Raw genomic sequence first — 17552 nt, 5'->3', positions numbered from 1 at the left:
CCGTCCTGATTGATCCCGATTCAGCCGACCGGGTTCTCGATGCGTCCGATCCCTGAAATCTCGATGGCGACGCGGTCGCCCTTGACCAGGAATTTCGGCGGATTGAAGCCGATGCCGACACCAACGGGCGTGCCGGTCGCGATCACATCGCCGGGCTCCAGCGCGATGACCGATGAAATGGTCTCGATGAGCGTCGGAATGTCGAAGATGAGATCGGAGACGACCGCATCCTGGCGCAACTCGCCGTTCACCCAGGTCTTGAGCGTCAGCTTCGCCGGGTCAGGGACCTCATCGGCGGTCAGGATGGCGGGCCCCATCGGACAGAATGTGTCGATGCCTTTGCCGAGCAGCCATTGCCGATGCTTCTGCTGCAGCGTGCGGGCGGTGACATCGTTGATCACGGTGTAGCCGAACACGTGGCCCAGCGCGGCTGCCTTGGAAATGCCGCGGCCACCGGTGCCGATGACCACACCGAGCTCGCCCTCGTAGTCGACGGAGTTGGTCGGATCGAGCGAACCGAGAATCGTTTCGCCGGTCGCGATCACCGCGCTCGGCGGCTTGGAGAACACCACGGGAGCTTCGGGCACCACTTCCTTGGCGGTCGAATCGAAACCGCTCTGGGCAAATTCCTTGGCGTGCTCGTGGTAGTTCTTGCCGACGCAGAAAATGTTGCGGGCGGGGCGCGGGATCGGCGCGCACAATGTCACCGATGCAAGTGCCAGAGGCGCCTCCAGGAGGCCTTCAAGCCTGGGCGTCAGCGATTTCCAGCTGGAAATGGCTGCAATCATCGACGTTGCGGCCTCTCCGGCTTCCGCCTTCAACAGGCGCATCGACTGGCCGTCCGCGCTCAATTGGGCGACGTGATGCCCCTTGCCGGTTTTGATCGTCACAAGCCGCACGGGCCGTCTCCTCAAACGTTTGCAGGTGTTTGTCTGACTTATATCACCGCCTAATCGGCGGTCGAGGGCCGCAGCCGCGACAGTTTCAACCTTGCAGGGAGATCGACGCGAAACCCGTGAAGTGGGTCAAGGTGATTGACGCTGTTTCTCGCCGTCGCGTAGGGTCCCGATCCTCGCGGGCGCCGTAGCGGCGGTGGCCCTTGGCCCATGAAAACCACCGGCAGGCAAACGCTTGGCACCAACGGCCGATCCCTCGCGTCTTGAAGCAGCTACCCGCCGGCTGTCGGCGGCGCTGTCCGGTCTCGAGACCGCGATCGCCCGCCGGATCGAGAACGAGCGGGGACAGGAGCGTCTCCAGTTGCAGGCTCAGGCAGCCGAGGAAGACCGGGCCCGGCTCGCCGAGGAACTCGATCGATCCACGGACCGCATAGCCCTGCTGGAGGCGGCCAATCGTGACGTCGTGCGGCGTCTCGACCAGTCCATGGATGCGATCCGCGGCGTGCTTGCCGCCTATGAGAGCTGACGCGCCATGGCCCATGTGTCGGTGACCATCAACGGCCGTCAATTCCGGATGGCCTGTGACGACGGGCAGGAAGACCACCTGCTGAAGCTCGCCGACGACGTCAACGGCAAGGTCGACCAGCTCAAGGGAGCCTTCGGTGAGATCGGCGACACCCGGCTGACCGTCATGGCGGCGATCATGGTGGCGGATGAACTCGCAGACGTGAAGCGCCGCTTGCGCCAGGCCGAGGCCGAGATCGCGGCGACGCGCGAGGCCCGCGCGCTGCTGATCGAACGAGCGGAAGTCCGCGAGGCGCAGATGGCGGAGGCGATCGAGCATGCCGTCGGCACGATCGAGCGCATGACCGCTGATCTGATGTCATCGGGCCGCGGCGGCGATCGATGACCCGCCATGCTGTCGAACCAATCCGCCGTTTGCCGACAATAGTCACAAACATTTAACCGGATTGGACGACGCTTTGTATCTGTTTCGGTTGGCGGGCCGCGCTTCCATGCTGCTTGTCCCGCGGCAGTCCACAGGCAGGTGATCGCTCCAAAGGACATCCCCTCGCCATATCGATCCGGACGGCCACCGGGCCGTTCGAGCGTACAGTTGGGACCGGCGGGATGACCGCAATGAAGGCCCGCGCGGCCAGTGAGTTCGATTTCGTCGAAGCGCCTCCCGAACAGCCCCGGGATCGCTGGGGCGTGATCATGACCAAACCCGACGTGGCAACGCGCGCGGAGGCGGTCGTCGAGGCGCGGGTCACCATGTTCCGCGACCGTTCGCGGTTCTTCGTGACCTATCGGACCGGCGACGAGCAGATCCTGTCATCGGCCCAATTTGTCGCCTTCATCCTCGAGCTGAAGCGCAGCGGGCGTTTCACCTTCGACCGCCGCAAGCAGCAGGCCGCGCCGAAGCCGATTCCAACTCCGGCCTGAGCGCTCCGAACGCTTGTCGTTGCGGCAATTTTCCTGTATTGGCGACGCCTTCGCATGCGGTTCGACTTCTGGTCGGCGCCGCTGACAGTGCCGGGGCGGCTCGCCGCCCGGGACAGGGTGAAAGCCCCTGCCCGCCTTTGCGTCCACGCCGTGGCCCCCGACGGGCTGCCGCCTTCGGATGGGGTCCACTGCCAGTGCCGGCCACGGTCCGCCTGAGATTTCATCTTATCTAAGCCGTTGCCCTGTCGGGTTGCGCCCGCGAGCCTCATCGAGGCCGCGTCCGGACGCGATCTTTGCCCCTCGTCCGGCCCGACAGACGCTGACGGTCTCCATCAACCCGGCGCACCAACGGGCCACAAGGACTGAAAACGAATGGCTTCCGCCACCAGCTACAATCCGAGCCGCGACGATTTCGCGGCACTGCTCGCCGAGAGCTTCACGACGACTGAAATGAACGAAGGTTCCGTGGTCAAGGGAACCGTGGTCGGGATCGAGAAGGATCTGGCGATCATCGACGTCGGCCTGAAGACCGAAGGCCGCGTCGCACTCAAGGAATTCACCGGCCCCGGCCGTGAAGGCGAGATCAAGATCGGCGACATCGTCGAGGTCTATCTGGAGCGCATCGAGAACGCGCTCGGTGAGGCCGTCATCTCGCGTGACAAGGCTCGCCGCGAGGAAAGCTGGGTCAAGCTCGAGAAGGCGTTCAACGCCAACGAGAAGGTCACCGGCACGATCTTCAACACCGTCAAGGGCGGTTACACCGTCGATCTCGACGGCGCCGTGGCCTTCCTGCCGCGCAGCCAGGTCGACATCCGTCCGATCCGCGACGTCGGCCCGCTGATGAACTCGCCGCAGCCGTTCCAGATCCTGAAGATGGATCGCCGCCGCGGCAATATCGTCGTGTCGCGCCGCACGGTTCTCGAAGAGACCCGCGCCGAGCAGCGTCACGAGCTGGTGCAGAACCTCGAAGAGGGTCAGATCATCGACGGCGTGGTCAAGAACATCACCGATTACGGTGCGTTCGTTGATCTCGGCGGCATCGATGGCCTGCTGCATGTCACCGACATCGCCTGGCGCCGCGTCAACCACCCGTCCGAGGTGCTGACAATCGGCCAGACCGTGAAGGTCAAGATCGTCAAGATCAACCACGAGACGCACCGCATCTCGCTGGGCATGAAGCAGCTCCTGGACGATCCGTGGCAGGGCATCGAGGCCAAGTACCCGATCAATGCCAAGTTCAAGGGCCGCGTCACCAACATCACCGACTACGGCGCCTTCGTGGAGCTGGAGCCGGGCATCGAGGGTCTGATCCACGTCTCGGAAATGAGCTGGACCAAGAAGAACGTCCATCCCGGCAAGATCGTCTCGACCTCGCAGGAAGTGGAAGTTTCGGTTCTCGAGGTCGACTCCTCCAAGCGCCGCATCTCGCTGGGCCTCAAGCAGACCCTGCAGAACCCCTGGGAAGCCTTCATCGAGCGTCACCCGATCGGTGCCGTCGTCGAGGGCGAGGTCAAGAACAAGACCGAGTTCGGTCTGTTCCTGGGTCTCGAGGGCGATGTGGACGGCATGGTCCATCTGTCCGATCTCGACTGGAACCGTCCGGGCGAGCAGGTCATCGAGGAATTCAAGAAGGGCGACATCATCCGCGCCCAGGTCCTCGACGTGGACGTGGAGAAGGAGCGCATCTCGCTCGGTCTCAAGCAGGTTGGTGGTGATCCGTTCGCGGATGCCGGCGAGCTGCGCAAGGGCCAGATCGTGACCTGCGAAGTCATCGACGTGAAGGAAGGCGGCATCGATGTGAAGCTGACCGGCACGGACCTGACCTCGTTCATCAAGCGTTCGGAGCTTGCTCGCGACCGCGCCGACCAGCGCCCCGAGCGCTTCGCCGCTGGCGAGAAGCTCGATGCCCGCGTCATCATGTTCGACCGCAAGGCCCGCAAGGTCCAGGTGTCGATCAAGGCGCTGGAAGTGGCCGAGGAGAAGGAAGCCATGGCCCAGTTCGGCTCGGCTGACTCAGGCGCTTCGCTCGGCGACATCCTGGGCGCCGCCCTCAAGGCGCGCACCACCGACAAGAAGTAAGGCGAAGGGGCCGCAAGGCCCCTCACTGCCTGCTCAAAAAGAACCCCGCGTGGAGCGATCCGCGCGGGGTTTTTCGTGCGTCACTGGGACGGCAGGCTCAGAGGCTGGCCATGGTCCGGGTGACGGAGTTGGAATAGGCCGTGCGCGAGCAGGACGCGGCCAGCCCCCGATTGTGGAGGGCCGCGGCACCAGCGGCAGAGCCGCAGCGCTGATAGGCAATCGCCAGGTGGCGCATGCCCCATTCAAGCCCGGCGCCGCAGGAATTCAGCGCCGCCGCCGGACCGGTATAACCAAGACCACGTGCGGTCGCCGGCTTGATCTGCAGCGGTCCGAGTTCGCCGTGGCTGCCGCGAGCCTGACAGCGCATGTTGCTTTCGATGCGGGCGACGGCGAGCGCGAAGCGGGCCGGCACGCCGTGGCGCGCCGCGACCTCGGCGATGCGGCGGGCAACGTCCGAGCGGTCGGACGGCGCGGCCGCCACAGCGCTGGCAGACGGTGCGATGAACTCTCGGGGAGTGCCCGTTGCGGGATTTGAACGGGCGTAAAGCGCAGCCCAGGACAAGTCCCCGGCCTCGTCGGCCTTCGCATGGGTTCCGCTCATGAGGGGGATGGCGAGCATGGCGCCAACAGTACAATGCATTGCAAAGCGGCCAATGGCCGCCTTCCTGATCGTCATCATATCTTTGTTCCTGAGTATTGCCGATGCATCTCTAACGGATGCGTCAATCGACAGCGTCCTGTGGTCGAACCTCAAGCACCGTCCTTATGACGTAAGCTGAGGCCATTCACTCGACCGGACCAAGGGGGCGGCTTATAAATTGCCTCTTGCTGCAATGCAACATCTTCCGTTGCACCACCTTCCGAGACAGGTCATCTGTCGCAGCCGAATGCGGCGACAACGCGAACAGACCGGGGCGAAGAAGGGCAGCTCAGCGCCAGAGCAGAAGCAGCGCCACGCCGGTGACAGTCACGACCACCGGAAACAGCGTGAGACCAAGCGCCACGGGGAGAAACCGATCTCTGGCTGCAAGCACCAGCGCCGGGAGCCCCGACAGGGCGAAGACAGCGGTCGCGATGAGGGCGGCAGCCTGATCCAGACCGCGGGTCGCGGGGTCGGAGCGCGAGAAGAGCCCATTCGCGCCGATCGCCAGCCACAGCACGGCCTCCAGGCCGGCAAGGATCAGCACAGTCCAGCGAAGCGCCACATCTGCCTCCATCCCCATAGGTCCTGACGCCATCCACAGTCGCGCATGGCCGGAGCCCTGAGGCAAGCCGGAGCCGGGATGATCGGCGCGCTTGCCTCCGCCAGTCCCTGTCTCTATCTCCAGCAGACAATCGGGAGCGCCCCATGCCGGAATTGAAAGTTGCCATCGTCCCCGTCACGCCCTTCGAACAGAATTGTTCGATCGTCTGGGACAAGGACACGATGAAGGGCGCGGTGGTCGACCCTGGTGGGGATCTCGCCCGCATCCAGGGAGCCCTCAAGGACCTGAAGGTGACTGCGGAGAAGATCCTCATCACCCACGGCCATATCGACCATGCCGGTGGCGCGGCAGAACTCGCCGAGATCCTGGGCATCCCCGTCGAGGGGCCGCATCAGGCCGACGAAACGCTGTTGAGCAACCTTCCGGCCCAGGCCGCGCGCTTCGGGATGGCGGGCGTGCGCACGCTGACGCCCGACCGCTGGCTGGTCGAAGGCGATACGGTATCGGTCGGCGGCCTCGTCTTCGATGTGCTGCACGTTCCAGGGCACGCGCCTGGCCATGTGGTGTTCGTCCATGCGCCGTCGGAATTCGCGCTCGTCGGCGATACCGTGTTCCAGGGCTCGGTCGGCCGGACCGATATCCCCGGTGGCAATCACGAATTGCTGGTCCAGGGCATCAAGGAGAAGATCCTGCCACTGGGTGACGATTTCACCGTGCTGCCGGGACACGGCGCCGCCACCACGCTCGGCCGCGAGCGGCAGACGAACCCCTTCCTCACCTGAGGCAGCGGCCTCTTGTCGCGATCCGCACTTTCCCTGATATGCGCCGACATATCAGGGCAACAAATGTTCTGTTACTTGGCCCATCAGACCGCGCGAAGGCTTTCGCGCCAACGCGCTTCAGGATAGCCTTTTGTTTCAGCCAGTTCTGACATTTCTGCGCGACCGGATCGGGTTCAAGCGCATACTTCTCGCCGTGTCGCTCGCGATGCTCGGCTTCGCGATCTATGTGCTCTACGACAAGCTCAAGGCGATCGACTGGACCAAGGTCTGGGAGGCCATCGGCCAGATCGGGCCAGGCACGCTGATCCTGGCGGGGCTGTTTGCAGCGGCCGCCTACACGACACTCACGGTGTATGACTATTTCGCCACCCGCACGATCGGGCGCAGCGACATCCCCTACCCCGCCTGTGCGGTCGGCTCATTCACCAGCTACTCCATCGCGCACAACCTCGGCGCCACCGTGTTCACGGCTGCCGTGGTGCGCTACCTCGTCTATTCGCGCTTTCAGATCACCCCCCCGGAGGTCGTGAAGATCTGTTTCATCGCGGGCCTGACGTTCTGGCTCGGCAATGCGACGGTTCTCGGCCTGGGCTTCGTGCTGGAGCCCTATGTGGTCGGCCCCATGGTCGAGGGCTTCGGCATCGGCGGCGGGACAGTCCGGACCGTCGGTTTCATCATCCTCGCCGTGCTGGCGGGCTGGCTCGTTTTCGTCGCGAGCCCGCGCGGCTTCGGTCGTGGCGCCTGGCGGATCAACCTGCCGAGCGCTCCACTGACGGCGCTTCAGATGGTGATCGGCATCGTCGATCTCAGCTTCTGCGCTGCCATTCTCTACGTGCTCCTGATGGCGATGCCTGGCGCCCCGCCGGCACCCTTCGTGGCGGTGGCGGTCATCTTCTGCGCCGCCATGCTGCTGGGTTTCGCGACCCATGCGCCTGGCGCCGCGGGTGCCTTCGAGGCGACGCTGCTGGTGGCCCTGCCGCCGCTCGGCTTCACGGCCGAGGCGGTGGTCGCAGCCTTCATCCTGTTCCGGCTCTATTATTTCATCATCCCCTTCGTGCTGGCGCTTGCGCTCGTCGCGATCCGTGAACTGGCAAGCGGCCATTCGCTCAGCCATCTCAAGGAAAGCATGGCGGTGATCCGTGCGGCCGAACAGAGCCAGGAAGCTGCCAAGCAGGCTGCCAAGGAAGCAGGCCAGCCTGGTCAGGCACAATGATCGTTTACCGGCGGGCGGGCGGCGGCTAGAAAGCCCCGGTCTCTCCCCCAAGCCGGTGCGTCATGATCCGTATCCTTGTCTTCTCCGGTTCGATCCGCACGGGCTCGTTCAACACGAAGCTCGCGGCCGCGGCCGCCGCAGAATTGGCGCGCCTCGACGCCTCGGTGACGCTCATCTCCCTGGCTGACTATGCGATGCCGCTCTATGACGGCGATCTCGAGACGGCGTCAGGGCAACCGGAGGCGGCGCTCAAGCTCAAGCGCCAGTTCTGCGCCCACCAGGGCATTTTCATTGCCGGCCCGGAATATAATGCCGGGGTCACGCCGCTGCTCAAGAACACAATCGACTGGGTGAGCCGGGTGCGCGAACCGGGTGAAGGGCCGCTCGCGGCCTATCACAACCGGGTCTTTGCGCTGGGGTCCGCCTCGCCCGGCGGCTTTGGCGGCATGCGCTCGCAGATGGCGACGCGACAGGTGCTGGAGCTCGGCTGCGGCGCGCTGGTGATCCCGGAGACTGTCGCCGTGTCAGCGGCCCACCAGGCGTTCGACGAGGCAGGCACAATCAAGGACGACCGGGTCCGGGGCGCCTTGTCGGCCTGCTGCAAGTCCCTCATCGAGAAAGCAAGGACGGCCTTCGCGTGACGCTGACATCCAACCTGGACCCCCGCCAAAAGCTGTTCGTGGCGCTTGACCTGTCGAGCCTGTCCGAGGCCGAGCGCCTCGTGGCGCTGCTCGGCGATAGCGCGACACATTACAAGATCGGCTACCGGCTGGGCTATTCGGACGGCATCGCCTTCGGGCGCGAACTTGCGGCCTCGGGCAAGACGATCTTCTTCGACCTCAAGCTTCACGACATCGACAACACGGTGCGCGAGGGCGTCGAATCGATCGTGCGCACCGGCGCGCATTATCTCACCGTCCATGCCTATCCGCAGACGATGAAGGCGGCCGTCGCTGGCCGTGAAGGCTCAGGCCTGAAGATCCTCGCCGTGACCATCCTGACCTCGTGGAACGATGTCGACTGTGCCGAGGCCGGCTATCAGGGCAATGTCACAACGCTCGTGCAGAATAAGGCCAGGCAGGCCGTTGCGATCGGAATCGATGGCATCGTCTGCTCGGCCCAGGAGACCGGCATGCTGCGTGCGGCCGGAATCCCCGATCGGATCGAGTTGGTGACACCGGGCATCAGGCCCAAGGGAGCCGAGATTGGCGATCAGAAGCGAATCGTCACCCCTTCCGCTGCCATCGCCGGCGGGGCGGACCGCCTTGTCGTCGGACGGCCGATCACCGGCGCGCGCGACCCGGCCGCTGCGGCCGATGCCATTCTCGCCGAGATCGCCACAACGCTTGGATGATCCCACGCCCCGGATCACGGGAACAGATCAGGCTACCACTCGTTACAGTCTTGTAACTTGTCTTGAGCCCGCGGACGGGTTCAAATGGCGTCCGGTTCGCAGCTAGAGAGCGTGATGATCGATCCACAGCAAACCCGTCGGCTGCATCCCTCCGTAGCGGCGGCTATTGCCGTCGTTGGCGTTGCCGCGGGCCTGTTCATCGCGCTCTACATGTTCATCCAGCTGCGCTCCGCCTGGATGGACGGTGTGGTTGCCTTCGGTCGCGAGGAAACGGCCTGGGACTTCGATTACGAAACCCAGCCCTTCGCCTATATCCTGGCCATGTCCGCGGTCTTTCCGGTTGGCATTGTCTGCGGCGGAGCCCTCGCCGTTGCCAGCGCGTTCGCCTTCATGCGCCAGCGCGCCCTGCTGCGTCCGGATACGAAGCGCAAGAGCCGGCGCTAGCGGATCAGTCCTTGCGGACGGCCTGGAGCGCGACCTGGATCCGCCCCATGGCCGCTGCCACCGCATCGGCGTCGCTCGGTCCGCCCGCTTCCATCATGATGGCGACGATGTCCGCGTGAACCGCGAGCGCCTTTGTGGTCAGGTCCCGTCCGGCATCCGTCAGCGACAGGCGCCTGATCCTGCCGTCGACGGGATCACGGGCACGGGTGATCAATCCGCGCCGCTCGAGTTCCGGCAAGGTCATGCTGACAGCGCTCTTCCCGACCAGAAGCTTGGCCACCAGATCACGCTGCGGCAGATCGGGCGAACGCTCGAGATTGGCCAGAATGTCGTAATGCGACAGCGACAGGCCGAGCGGCTCCATCGCCTGCGACATGGCCGCCTCGCAGGCGTGGTGGACCTTCACCACACTCAGCCATGAGCTAAAGCCCGGCACGTCCCAGGGACGCGCATAGTTCCGGCTCTCGCGCTTCTGTTCCGGCACCCTTTGGTCCGTTTCCCGTTGCACTTCGTTCAACCTTGAACTAGATTGTTCAGTGTTGAACAAATGATACCGGACGGAGAAGCATCATGAAAGGCCTTGCGTTCAAGGCGCTCCGGACCGGGATGCAGGTCGGCAGCGTTCTCGCTCCGCAAACGACGGGGCGCGTGGCGCTCCGGCTGTTCCGCACGCCGTTCGACCCGATGGGACCGAACGCCCGCAAGCAGGCGGTAGTCGAAGAGGGACGTCAGGCCTTCGCCGCAGCTGAATCCCACCGCATCCCTTTCGGCGCAGGCCACGTCCAGGCCTATCGGTTCATGCCGGATCCGGCGCAGGACCGAGGCGAAACGGTTGCGCTGGTCCATGGCTGGGCCAATCAGGCCTATTTCATGCGCAGCTTTGCGGCTGACCTGGTGCAGGCTGGATTTCGTGTCCTCGCGTTCGATCTGCCCGCGCATGGCGACTCGTCCGGCCGTGTGACGGACCCGTTCGATAGCGCCCGAGCGCTTCACGCCCTCGCCGCCGAACTTGGCCCCCTGCATGGGATCGTCGCCTATTCCTTTGGCGGCGCTGTCACGGCAGTCGCCATCGAGGGTACCGCGCCGCTCGCCGGCCCGGTTCCAGCGTCCCGGATCGCACTCGTCTCGGTGCCCAACGCGATCGAGGACGTTACCCGCCGCTTCGGCGAACTGGCAGGCCTCGGCCCACGGGCCCAGACCTCGTTCGAAGACCAGCTCACGAGCCGTGGCGGACGCAGCCTCGACAGCCTTCGGGTCGGGCGTATCCTGGCCGGAAGCGGCCTTCCGTTTCTCGTCGTCCATTCCCGCGACGATCGGGAAATCCCGTTCGCCGATGGCGAAAAGCTGGCCGATGCAGGCGGGAATGGCGTCCTTTATCCCGTTGACGGCCTCGGTCACCGACGGATTCTCTATGCCCCCGAAGTCACGGGACGGATCACATCCTTCATGATGGAACGCTGACCCAGCACCTCAGCCTTGCGCCGGGGCGCCTGCGGGTCTACCTCAACGGCGAGCCCGGCGGCGACGCCGGGCGGTTGAAAACCCGCGGAGCCAGATCATGCCGCTCGACACCGACGCCGTGCTGGACCGCCGTCTCCTACGGCGCAAAGTGACATTCTGGCGCGTGGTGGCCGTCGTCTTCGGCGTCATTGGCCTGGGCGTTGCCGGCTATGCAGCGGGCCGTGCAACGGGTGCCTTCGGGGTCGCCCCGCATATCGCCCGGATCGAGGTCAAGGGCCTCATCACGCAGAATGCCGACCTGATCCGGATGATCGAGCGTATCGGACAGAACGATGCGGTGCGCGGTCTCGTGGTGAACATCGACTCGCCCGGCGGCACGGTTGCCGGTTCCGAGGCGCTGTTTCTGGCGATCCGCAGGGTGGCCGCAACCAAGCCCACCGTCGCGGTTGTGGACGGCATGGCCGCATCCGGTGGCTATATTGCTGCCATTGCAGCCGATCATATCGTGACGCGCGAGACCTCGATGACCGGTTCGATCGGCGTCATCGTGCAATTTCCCAATGTTGCTCGCCTCCTGGAGACCTGGGGTGTCAAGGTTGAGGCCATCCGCTCAACCCCGCTCAAGGCCCAGCCGAGCGGCTTCGAGCCGACCAGCCCCGAGGCGACGGCCGCGCTTCGCGAGGTCGTGACTGACAGCTATCAATGGTTCCAGCGCCTGGTGAAGGATCGCCGCGGCATGACCGATGACGAATTGCGCGTCGTCGCCGACGGCCGGGTGTTCTCCGGATCGCGCGCCCGCACCCTCAAGCTGGTCGACGTGATCGGCGGGGAGAGCGAAGCGCGCGACTGGCTGGCGACCAAGGGCATCGCACGCAACACGGCCGTCAGGCTGTACCGCCCCCGCGCCACCGGCGGCCTGCCCTTCGTCGCCCAGGCGGGTGTTGCGGTTGCGGACGCCGTTGGCTTGAGCAGTGTGGCCGAGCGGCTGCGCGCATCCAGCATCGTGGCCACGATCGAGCGGTCGGCGCTTGACGGCCTCCTGGCGGTCTGGCAGCCTCCAACCCCCTGATCCATTTCGGAAAATTCAACCTGGGGCGCTGGTTGCCAGCGCGAAGAAGATGATCAAGTCCGAACTCGTCCAGAAGATCGCAGAACAGAACCCGCAGCTCTACCAGCGCGATGTCGAGAACATCGTCAACGCGATCCTCGACGAGATCGTCTCGGCGCTGGCCCGTGGCGACCGGGTGGAACTGCGCGGCTTCGGCGCCTTCTCGGTCAAGGAGCGCAATGCCCGCGTCGGCCGCAACCCGCGCACCGGTGCGCATGTGGCGGTGGACGACAAGGTCGTGCCCTTCTTCAAGACCGGCAAGGAAATGCGCGAACGTCTGAACAGGGTCTGATCATGCTCCGGCGCATCCTCAATTGGCTGATCCTCGCCCCCGTCGCCCTGATCGCGGTTGTGATGGCGGTTGCCAACCGAGCGCCGGTCTCCGTGTCATTTGACCCGTTCAACCGGGACAATGCCGCCGCATCGGTCGTGTTGCCGCTCTTTGCCCTGGTGTTCGTCTGCCTGATCCTCGGCGTCGTGCTGGGCGGCGTTGCCGTCTGGTTCCGGCAGGGTCAGCATCGCCGCCGCGCCCGCAAGGCCGAGCACGAGCTCGCGATCGCCAACGAGGAAACCCAGCGGCTGCGCTCCGAGCTCGCACGGATCGGCGGCACGGCCCCGGAACCCCAGTCCGGCGGCCCCCTCGCCTTCTTCACGCGACCGGCCGCCTGACGTCATGCGCATCGTATCCGCCGCCGAGATCGCCGGCGCTCTGACCCATTCCGCCATGACCGATGCCCTGGCCGAAGCCTTCCGGGCCGAGGTCACGGTGCCGCTGCGCCACCATCACCCGATCCCCCAGGGGCCCGGCGCACGGGACGCGATGTTGCTGCTGATGCCGGCCTGGACCGGTGTCGGCGAAGATGCCTTCGTCGGCACCAAGATCGTCTCGGTGTTTCCCGAGAATGGCACCCGGGGCCTGCCCGCCATCTATGGCAGCTATATCCTGTGCAATGGCGCGACCGGCGCGCCGCTCGCCGTGATGGATGGCACCGCGCTCACTGTCTGGCGGACCGCTGCGGCCAGCGCGCTCGCGGCGCGCTATCTCGCGGCCAAGGACGCCTCGCGCATGGTGATGGTGGGCGCGGGCGCGCTTGCCCCTCACCTCATCCGGGCTCACGCCGCGGCGCGGCCGATCCGTCATGTCACGTTGTGGAACCGGTCGCGCGAGAAGGCCTCTCAACTCGCTGAAGGCCTGAAGGGCACCTTGCCCGGTATCACGATCACGGTCGCGAGCGATCTGCAATCGGCGGTCGAGGAGGCCGATATCGTCTCCTGCGCGACGATTTCGACCAATCCGCTGGTCTCGGGTGACTGGCTGAAGCCCGGCGCCCATCTCGATCTGGTCGGCGGCTATACCCCGGCTATGCGCGAGACCGACGATGCGGCGGTGTTGCGGGCGAGCCTGTTCGTCGACACCCGTGCCGGCGGCCTGCACGAGGCCGGCGATATCGTCGATCCCATCCGGCGCGGCCTGATCCAAGAGAGCGATGTGAAGGCTGACCTCTTCGATCTCGCGCGCGGCACCCACCGGGGCCGCGCATCGGATGACGAGATCACGCTGTTCAAGTCGGTGGGAACCGCGCTCGAGGACCTTGCGGCCGCCATGCTGGTCTGGCGGTCGCTGCCGGTCTGACGGTCAGAGCTGGACGGCCTTCATCTGCACCGCCGGATAGCGGTCGCCGGCGGCAGCGCCGGCCGGGATCGCCTCGTCGAGCGAAGCGAGATCGGCGCCCGTCAATGCCAGATCAAGCGCGCCCATGTTCTCGTCCCAGCGCTCGATGGACCGTGTGCCGGGGATCGCCACAACATCCTTGCCCTGGGCCAGGACCCAGGCCAGCGCCAGCTGCGACGGCGTGCAGCCCTTGGCGCGTGCCATGTCCTCGAAGCGGCCGAGCAGTTCGCGGTTATGGGCGAAGTTCTCGCCCTGGAAGCGCGGGTGGAGCGCGCGCCGGTTGTCGATCTGGGAAAGCTCGGTGATCGTGCCGGTGAGAAAGCCACGGCCGAGCGGCGAATAGCCGACGAAGCCGATGCCCAGTTCCTTGGTGACGATACGGGTGGCATCACCTTCTTCGCGGTAGAGCAGCGAGAACTCGGTCTGGACCGCAGCGATCGGATGGGTCGCGTGGGCGCGGCGGATCGTCTCGGCGCTTGCCTCCGACAATCCGAGATAGCGGACCTTGCCCTGCTCGACGAGCTTGGCCATGGCGCCGACCGTGTCTTCGATCGGCACGTTCGGGTCGACGCGATGCTGGGTATAGAGGTCGATCACCTCCTCGCCGAGACGCTTCAGGCTCGCCTCGCAGGCCGCGATCACATATTCGGGCCTGGAATTGACGCCATTCGGACCGCCATTCTCGCCCTTCACCTGACCGAACTTGGTCGCCAGGACCACGCGGTCGCGGCGCCCCTTGATGGCACGGCCGACCACTTCCTCATTGTGTCCCCAGCCATACATGTCGGCGGAATCCAGATGATCGATGCCGCGGTCGATCGCATGGCGGATCAGGTCTTCGGAGGCCTTGTCGTCGGCGGCGCCATAGACGCCGGAGAGCGGCATGCAGCCAAGGCCGATGGCCGAGACCACGAGGCCACCGGTTCCAAGCTCACGCCGCTCGATGGAAATCTCATTCTTGGACATATGCGCGATCCTTATGGCGGCAGCGAGCGTAACAGCCGCAATGACATGAAGCCTAGGGGTTTGCCCTAGCATGCCCACATGACAGGTGACGATCAAAAGCAGCCGACCCTATCGCTTTGTCCGTTCTCGCTCTAAAAGCTCCCGCCATGCCCCTGCTGGTGAAAATCTGCGGCATCAAGACGATGGCCATCATGGAGACGGCGCTCAATGCGGGCGCCGACATGGTTGGGCTTGTCTTCTTCGCAAAGAGCCCGCGCAACGTGTCGCTGGCGACAGCCTGCACCCTGTCGGGCCGCACCTGCGGGCGAGCAGCGGTCGTCGCGCTGACCGTCGATCCGGACGATGATTTCCTGCAACTCGTCATGCGCGACCTCAAACCTGACCTGATCCAGCTGCACGGCCGGGAAACGCCCGAACGGGTCGCCGACATCCGTCAGCGGTTCAAGGTGCGCGTCATGAAGGCTGTGGGGGTATCGGCGCGGTCCGATCTCGCCGACATTCCCGCCTATGCCGCGGTTTCCGACATGCTGCTGGTCGATGCCAAGCCCCCGAAGGACGCAGCCCATCCCGGCGGGAACGGGCTCGCCTTCGACTGGGACCTGGTTGCCGGCCTTGACCCTGGGCGGCCGGTCATGCTTTCCGGAGGCCTCGACCCCGACAATGTCGCCGACGCCATTCGCCGCACTCGGCTGGCCGGCGTCGACGTCTCGTCCGGGGTAGAAAGTGCGCCCGGCATCAAGGACGCCGACAAGATCAAGGCCTTCGTCGCCGCCGCCCGCCGGGCGGAGGCCGAGGTTGGCTACGGAGCCGCTTTCGCGGCTGCAGGCTGAGGAACACGCTGATGAATGCCCCCGCCAAGCCCAATTCCTTCCGCTCCGGTCCCGACGAGCGCGGCCGCTTCGGCATCTATGGCGGCCGCTTCGTCGCCGAAACGCTGATGCCGCTGATCCTCGACCTGGAGAAGGCTTACGCCGACGCCAAGGCCGATCCCGCCTATGCCGCGGAGATGGCCGGCTATCTCACCCATTATGTCGGCCGGCCGAGCCCGCTCTATTTCGCTGAGCGGCTGACCGAGCACCTCGGCGGCGCGAAGATCTATCTGAAGCGCGAAGAGCTGAACCATACCGGCTCGCACAAGGTGAACAACGTTCTGGGCCAGATCCTGCTCGCCCGCCGCATGGGCAAGAAGCGGATCATCGCCGAGACCGGCGCCGGCCAGCATGGCGTTGCAACCGCCACGCTCTGCGCGCGCTTCGGCCTGGAATGCATCGTCTATATGGGCGCGGTGGACGTTGCCCGGCAGGCCTCCAACGTGTTCCGCATGAAGATGCTGGGCGCGACCGTCGTTCCCGTCCAGTCCGGCGCCAAGACGCTGAAGGACGCGATGAACGAGGCGCTGCGCGACTGGGTGACCAATGTCGGCTCGACCTTCTACTGCATCGGCACGGTTGCCGGTCCCCATCCCTATCCTGGCATGGTGCGCGACTTCCAGTCGATCATCGGCCGCGAGACCCGCGAGCAGATGCAGGAGGCCGAGGGCCGCCTGCCCGACAGCCTGATCGCCTGCGTCGGCGGTGGCTCGAACGCCATCGGCCTGTTCCATCCCTTCCTCGACGACCCTTCCGTCGAGATCTATGGCGTGGAAGCGGCCGGTCATGGCCTGACCCATCTCCATGCTGCCTCGATTGCCGGCGGGCGCGCTGGCGTTCTCCACGGCAACCGCACCTATCTGCTGATGGATGACGACGGGCAGATCCAGGAAGGCCACTCGATCTCGGCCGGCCTCGACTATCCTGGCATCGGCCCCGAGCATTCCTGGCTGAGCGACGTGGGCCGCGTGACGTACCTCTCCGCAACCGACGATGAGGCTCTGGAAGCCTTCCAGCTTCTCTCCAAGGTCGAGGGCATCATTCCGGCACTCGAATGCGCCCATGCGCTGGCCAAGGTGAAGGACCTCGCGCCGACCAAGCCGAAGGACCACATCATGGTCATGAACCTCTCCGGCCGCGGCGACAAGGACGTCCCGCAGGTCGCCGAAATCCTGGGGACCAAGCTTTGACCACCCGCCTCGACACCCGCTTCGCCGATCTCGCCCGCGCAGGCCGCGCCGGCCTCGTGACCTATGTGATGGCCGGCGATCCAGACCGTGAGACCGCGCGTGCCATCCTGCAGGCCCTTCCGGGTGCTGGCGCCGACGTGATCGAATTCGGCATGCCGTTCACCGATCCGATGGCGGATGGCCCGTCGATCCAGGCAGCCGGCCTCAGGGCGCTTGGTGCCGGCCAGACGCTCCGCAAGACGCTGGAGGATATCGCCTGGTTCCGCGCCTCCGACCCGACGACGCCGATCGTGCTGATGGGCTATTACAACCCGATCTATATCTACGGCGTGGAGAAGTTCCTGGTCGATGCCAAGGCCGCCGGCGTCGATGGGCTGATCGTTGTCGACCTGCCGCCCGAAGAGGACGAGGAACTCTGCCTGCCCGCCCTCAAGGCCGGGCTCAACTTCATCCGGCTGGCAACCCCGACCACCGATGACAAGCGCCTGCCCAAGGTGCTGCAGAACACGTCGGGCTTCGTCTATTACGTGTCGATCACCGGCATTACCGGCATGGCGACGCCCGATTTCGGCCAGACGGCCAGCGCGGTTGCCCGCATCAAGAAGCACACGAGCCTGCCCGTCGCCGTCGGCTTCGGCGTGAAGAATGCCGATCATGCGAGCGCGGTCGCCCGCGGTGCGGATGCGGTGGTCGTCGGCTCGGCGCTGGTCGATCAGGTCAAGGGCTCGCTGGATGCCTCCGGCAAGGCGACGGCCGGCACGGTCAGTGCGGTGACCGATCTGGTGAGCTCGATTTCGGCTGGCGTCCGCGGCGCCCGCAAGGCTGCCGAGTAAGCGCAAACGCGCAAGGCCATCGCGCCGCCACCAT

Annotated in this window: 22 protein-coding genes; 17 read left to right on the top strand and 5 right to left on the bottom strand. The window is 65.4% G+C overall.

Annotated elements, in window-relative coordinates; all coding sequences use genetic code 11:
• Positions 1 to 20 precede the first annotated feature (20 nt).
• Entirely contained in the window at positions 21 to 899 is an 879-nt protein-coding gene (locus E8L99_RS13755; protein ID WP_252511110.1) for a fumarylacetoacetate hydrolase family protein, read from the bottom strand.
• A gap of 232 nt (positions 900 to 1131) precedes the next feature.
• Between E8L99_RS13755 and E8L99_RS13750 the strand changes: the two genes are divergently transcribed.
• From E8L99_RS13750 to rpsA, 4 genes are all read left to right on the top strand, one after another.
• Positions 1132 to 1422, top strand: a complete 291-nt coding sequence (locus E8L99_RS13750) for a DUF4164 family protein (RefSeq protein ID WP_137100076.1) — start codon at positions 1132 to 1134, stop codon at positions 1420 to 1422.
• A 6-nt stretch (positions 1423 to 1428) separates the two neighbouring features.
• The gene (locus E8L99_RS13745) at positions 1429 to 1806 is read left to right on the top strand and encodes a cell division protein ZapA (protein ID WP_137100075.1); all 378 of its coding nucleotides are present in this window, start codon (positions 1429 to 1431) and stop codon (positions 1804 to 1806) included.
• Between the two features lie 221 nt (positions 1807 to 2027).
• Positions 2028 to 2342, top strand: a complete 315-nt coding sequence (locus E8L99_RS13740) for a hypothetical protein (RefSeq protein WP_137100074.1) — start codon at positions 2028 to 2030, stop codon at positions 2340 to 2342.
• A 372-nt stretch (positions 2343 to 2714) separates the two neighbouring features.
• Positions 2715 to 4421, top strand: coding sequence for a 30S ribosomal protein S1 (rpsA, locus tag E8L99_RS13735; RefSeq protein WP_137100073.1), 1707 nt, complete (start codon positions 2715 to 2717; stop codon positions 4419 to 4421).
• Between the two features lie 97 nt (positions 4422 to 4518).
• Here the strand turns inward: rpsA and E8L99_RS13730 are convergent, their stop codons facing one another.
• Together E8L99_RS13730 and E8L99_RS13725 are read right to left on the bottom strand one after the other, a co-directional pair.
• Entirely contained in the window at positions 4519 to 5100 is a 582-nt protein-coding gene (locus tag E8L99_RS13730) for a transglycosylase SLT domain-containing protein (RefSeq protein ID WP_137100072.1), read from the bottom strand.
• 250 nt (positions 5101 to 5350) lie between these two features.
• Positions 5351 to 5626, bottom strand: a complete 276-nt coding sequence (locus E8L99_RS13725; RefSeq protein WP_137100071.1) for a hypothetical protein — start codon at positions 5624 to 5626, stop codon at positions 5351 to 5353.
• Positions 5627 to 5769: 143 nt separating this feature from the next.
• On the opposite strand from E8L99_RS13725, the gene E8L99_RS13720 reads away from it, so the two are divergent.
• The 5 genes from E8L99_RS13720 (at position 5770) to E8L99_RS13700 (ending at position 9419) form a co-directional block, all read left to right on the top strand.
• On the top strand, positions 5770 to 6408 hold the full coding sequence (locus tag E8L99_RS13720) for an MBL fold metallo-hydrolase (protein WP_137100070.1): 639 nt from the start codon (positions 5770 to 5772) through the stop codon (positions 6406 to 6408).
• A 130-nt stretch (positions 6409 to 6538) separates the two neighbouring features.
• On the top strand, positions 6539 to 7621 hold the full coding sequence (locus E8L99_RS13715) for a lysylphosphatidylglycerol synthase transmembrane domain-containing protein (RefSeq protein ID WP_137100069.1): 1083 nt from the start codon (positions 6539 to 6541) through the stop codon (positions 7619 to 7621).
• A gap of 62 nt (positions 7622 to 7683) precedes the next feature.
• Positions 7684 to 8262, top strand: a complete 579-nt coding sequence (locus E8L99_RS13710; protein WP_137100068.1) for an NADPH-dependent FMN reductase — start codon at positions 7684 to 7686, stop codon at positions 8260 to 8262.
• Between the two features lie 2 nt (positions 8263 to 8264).
• Positions 8265 to 8975 (top strand): orotidine-5'-phosphate decarboxylase, encoded by a 711-nt coding sequence (pyrF, locus tag E8L99_RS13705; protein ID WP_137102116.1) that lies wholly within the window; start codon positions 8265 to 8267, stop codon positions 8973 to 8975.
• A 114-nt stretch (positions 8976 to 9089) separates the two neighbouring features.
• Complete coding sequence (locus tag E8L99_RS13700) at positions 9090 to 9419, top strand: hypothetical protein (RefSeq protein WP_137100067.1); 330 nt, start codon at positions 9090 to 9092, stop codon at positions 9417 to 9419.
• A gap of 4 nt (positions 9420 to 9423) precedes the next feature.
• Here the strand turns inward: E8L99_RS13700 and E8L99_RS13695 are convergent, their stop codons facing one another.
• Positions 9424 to 9903, bottom strand: coding sequence for a MarR family winged helix-turn-helix transcriptional regulator (locus E8L99_RS13695; RefSeq protein ID WP_137100066.1), 480 nt, complete (start codon positions 9901 to 9903; stop codon positions 9424 to 9426).
• A gap of 86 nt (positions 9904 to 9989) precedes the next feature.
• Between E8L99_RS13695 and E8L99_RS13690 the strand changes: the two genes are divergently transcribed.
• The 5 genes from E8L99_RS13690 to E8L99_RS13670 all read left to right on the top strand — a co-directional run bounded on the left by E8L99_RS13690 (position 9990) and on the right by E8L99_RS13670 (position 13621).
• On the top strand, positions 9990 to 10880 hold the full coding sequence (locus tag E8L99_RS13690; protein ID WP_137100065.1) for an alpha/beta hydrolase: 891 nt from the start codon (positions 9990 to 9992) through the stop codon (positions 10878 to 10880).
• Between the two features lie 97 nt (positions 10881 to 10977).
• Positions 10978 to 11949, top strand: coding sequence for a signal peptide peptidase SppA (gene sppA, locus E8L99_RS13685; RefSeq protein ID WP_137100064.1), 972 nt, complete (start codon positions 10978 to 10980; stop codon positions 11947 to 11949).
• A 49-nt stretch (positions 11950 to 11998) separates the two neighbouring features.
• Complete coding sequence (gene ihfB, locus E8L99_RS13680) at positions 11999 to 12280, top strand: integration host factor subunit beta (RefSeq protein WP_137100063.1); 282 nt, start codon at positions 11999 to 12001, stop codon at positions 12278 to 12280.
• A 2-nt stretch (positions 12281 to 12282) separates the two neighbouring features.
• Complete coding sequence (locus tag E8L99_RS13675) at positions 12283 to 12657, top strand: lipopolysaccharide assembly protein LapA domain-containing protein (RefSeq protein ID WP_137100062.1); 375 nt, start codon at positions 12283 to 12285, stop codon at positions 12655 to 12657.
• Positions 12658 to 12661: 4 nt separating this feature from the next.
• On the top strand, positions 12662 to 13621 hold the full coding sequence (locus E8L99_RS13670) for an ornithine cyclodeaminase family protein (protein ID WP_137100061.1): 960 nt from the start codon (positions 12662 to 12664) through the stop codon (positions 13619 to 13621).
• 3 nt (positions 13622 to 13624) lie between these two features.
• Here E8L99_RS13670 and E8L99_RS13665 read toward each other — a convergent pair whose 3' ends face one another.
• Positions 13625 to 14626 carry an aldo/keto reductase gene (locus E8L99_RS13665; RefSeq protein ID WP_215907001.1) on the bottom strand — a complete coding sequence of 334 codons (1002 nt, stop codon included), beginning with the start codon at positions 14624 to 14626 and terminating at the stop codon, positions 13625 to 13627.
• A gap of 146 nt (positions 14627 to 14772) precedes the next feature.
• Here E8L99_RS13665 and E8L99_RS13660 point away from each other — a divergent pair, with 146 nt between their 5' ends.
• The 3 genes from E8L99_RS13660 to trpA are packed head-to-tail and all read left to right on the top strand — an operon-like array spanning position 14773 to position 17518.
• Positions 14773 to 15456, top strand: a complete 684-nt coding sequence (locus E8L99_RS13660; RefSeq protein WP_137100060.1) for a phosphoribosylanthranilate isomerase — start codon at positions 14773 to 14775, stop codon at positions 15454 to 15456.
• Positions 15457 to 15467: 11 nt separating this feature from the next.
• A complete protein-coding gene (gene trpB / locus E8L99_RS13655; protein ID WP_137100059.1) occupies positions 15468 to 16685 on the top strand; it encodes a tryptophan synthase subunit beta in 1218 nt (405 codons plus the stop codon).
• Positions 16682 to 17518, top strand: coding sequence for a tryptophan synthase subunit alpha (trpA, locus tag E8L99_RS13650; RefSeq protein ID WP_137100058.1), 837 nt, complete (start codon positions 16682 to 16684; stop codon positions 17516 to 17518). The genes trpB and trpA overlap by 4 nt, the downstream gene beginning before the upstream one ends.
• Positions 17519 to 17552: the final 34 nt, after the last annotated feature.

Source organism: Phreatobacter aquaticus, assembly GCF_005160265.1.
GTDB classification, from domain to species: domain Bacteria; phylum Pseudomonadota; class Alphaproteobacteria; order Rhizobiales; family Phreatobacteraceae; genus Phreatobacter; species Phreatobacter aquaticus.
Note: the sequence above shows the minus strand (reverse complement) of the source record. Positions and strands in the feature narration are given on the sequence as shown.

Coding starts and splice junctions, on each gene's coding strand:
- E8L99_RS13745 (WP_137100075.1), top strand. CDS start 1,429: ATGGCCCATGTGTCGGTGACCATCAACGGCCGTCAATTCCGGATGGCC.
- E8L99_RS13740 (WP_137100074.1), top strand. CDS start 2,028: ATGACCGCAATGAAGGCCCGCGCGGCCAGTGAGTTCGATTTCGTCGAA.
- rpsA (WP_137100073.1), top strand. CDS start 2,715: ATGGCTTCCGCCACCAGCTACAATCCGAGCCGCGACGATTTCGCGGCA.
- E8L99_RS13730 (WP_137100072.1), bottom strand. CDS start 5,100: ATGATGACGATCAGGAAGGCGGCCATTGGCCGCTTTGCAATGCATTGT.
- E8L99_RS13720 (WP_137100070.1), top strand. CDS start 5,770: ATGCCGGAATTGAAAGTTGCCATCGTCCCCGTCACGCCCTTCGAACAG.
- E8L99_RS13710 (WP_137100068.1), top strand. CDS start 7,684: ATGATCCGTATCCTTGTCTTCTCCGGTTCGATCCGCACGGGCTCGTTC.
- E8L99_RS13700 (WP_137100067.1), top strand. CDS start 9,090: ATGATCGATCCACAGCAAACCCGTCGGCTGCATCCCTCCGTAGCGGCG.
- E8L99_RS13690 (WP_137100065.1), top strand. CDS start 9,990: ATGAAAGGCCTTGCGTTCAAGGCGCTCCGGACCGGGATGCAGGTCGGC.
- sppA (WP_137100064.1), top strand. CDS start 10,978: ATGCCGCTCGACACCGACGCCGTGCTGGACCGCCGTCTCCTACGGCGC.
- ihfB (WP_137100063.1), top strand. CDS start 11,999: ATGATCAAGTCCGAACTCGTCCAGAAGATCGCAGAACAGAACCCGCAG.
- E8L99_RS13675 (WP_137100062.1), top strand. CDS start 12,283: ATGCTCCGGCGCATCCTCAATTGGCTGATCCTCGCCCCCGTCGCCCTG.
- E8L99_RS13670 (WP_137100061.1), top strand. CDS start 12,662: ATGCGCATCGTATCCGCCGCCGAGATCGCCGGCGCTCTGACCCATTCC.
- E8L99_RS13665 (WP_215907001.1), bottom strand. CDS start 14,626: ATGTCCAAGAATGAGATTTCCATCGAGCGGCGTGAGCTTGGAACCGGT.
- E8L99_RS13660 (WP_137100060.1), top strand. CDS start 14,773: ATGCCCCTGCTGGTGAAAATCTGCGGCATCAAGACGATGGCCATCATG.
- trpB (WP_137100059.1), top strand. CDS start 15,468: ATGAATGCCCCCGCCAAGCCCAATTCCTTCCGCTCCGGTCCCGACGAG.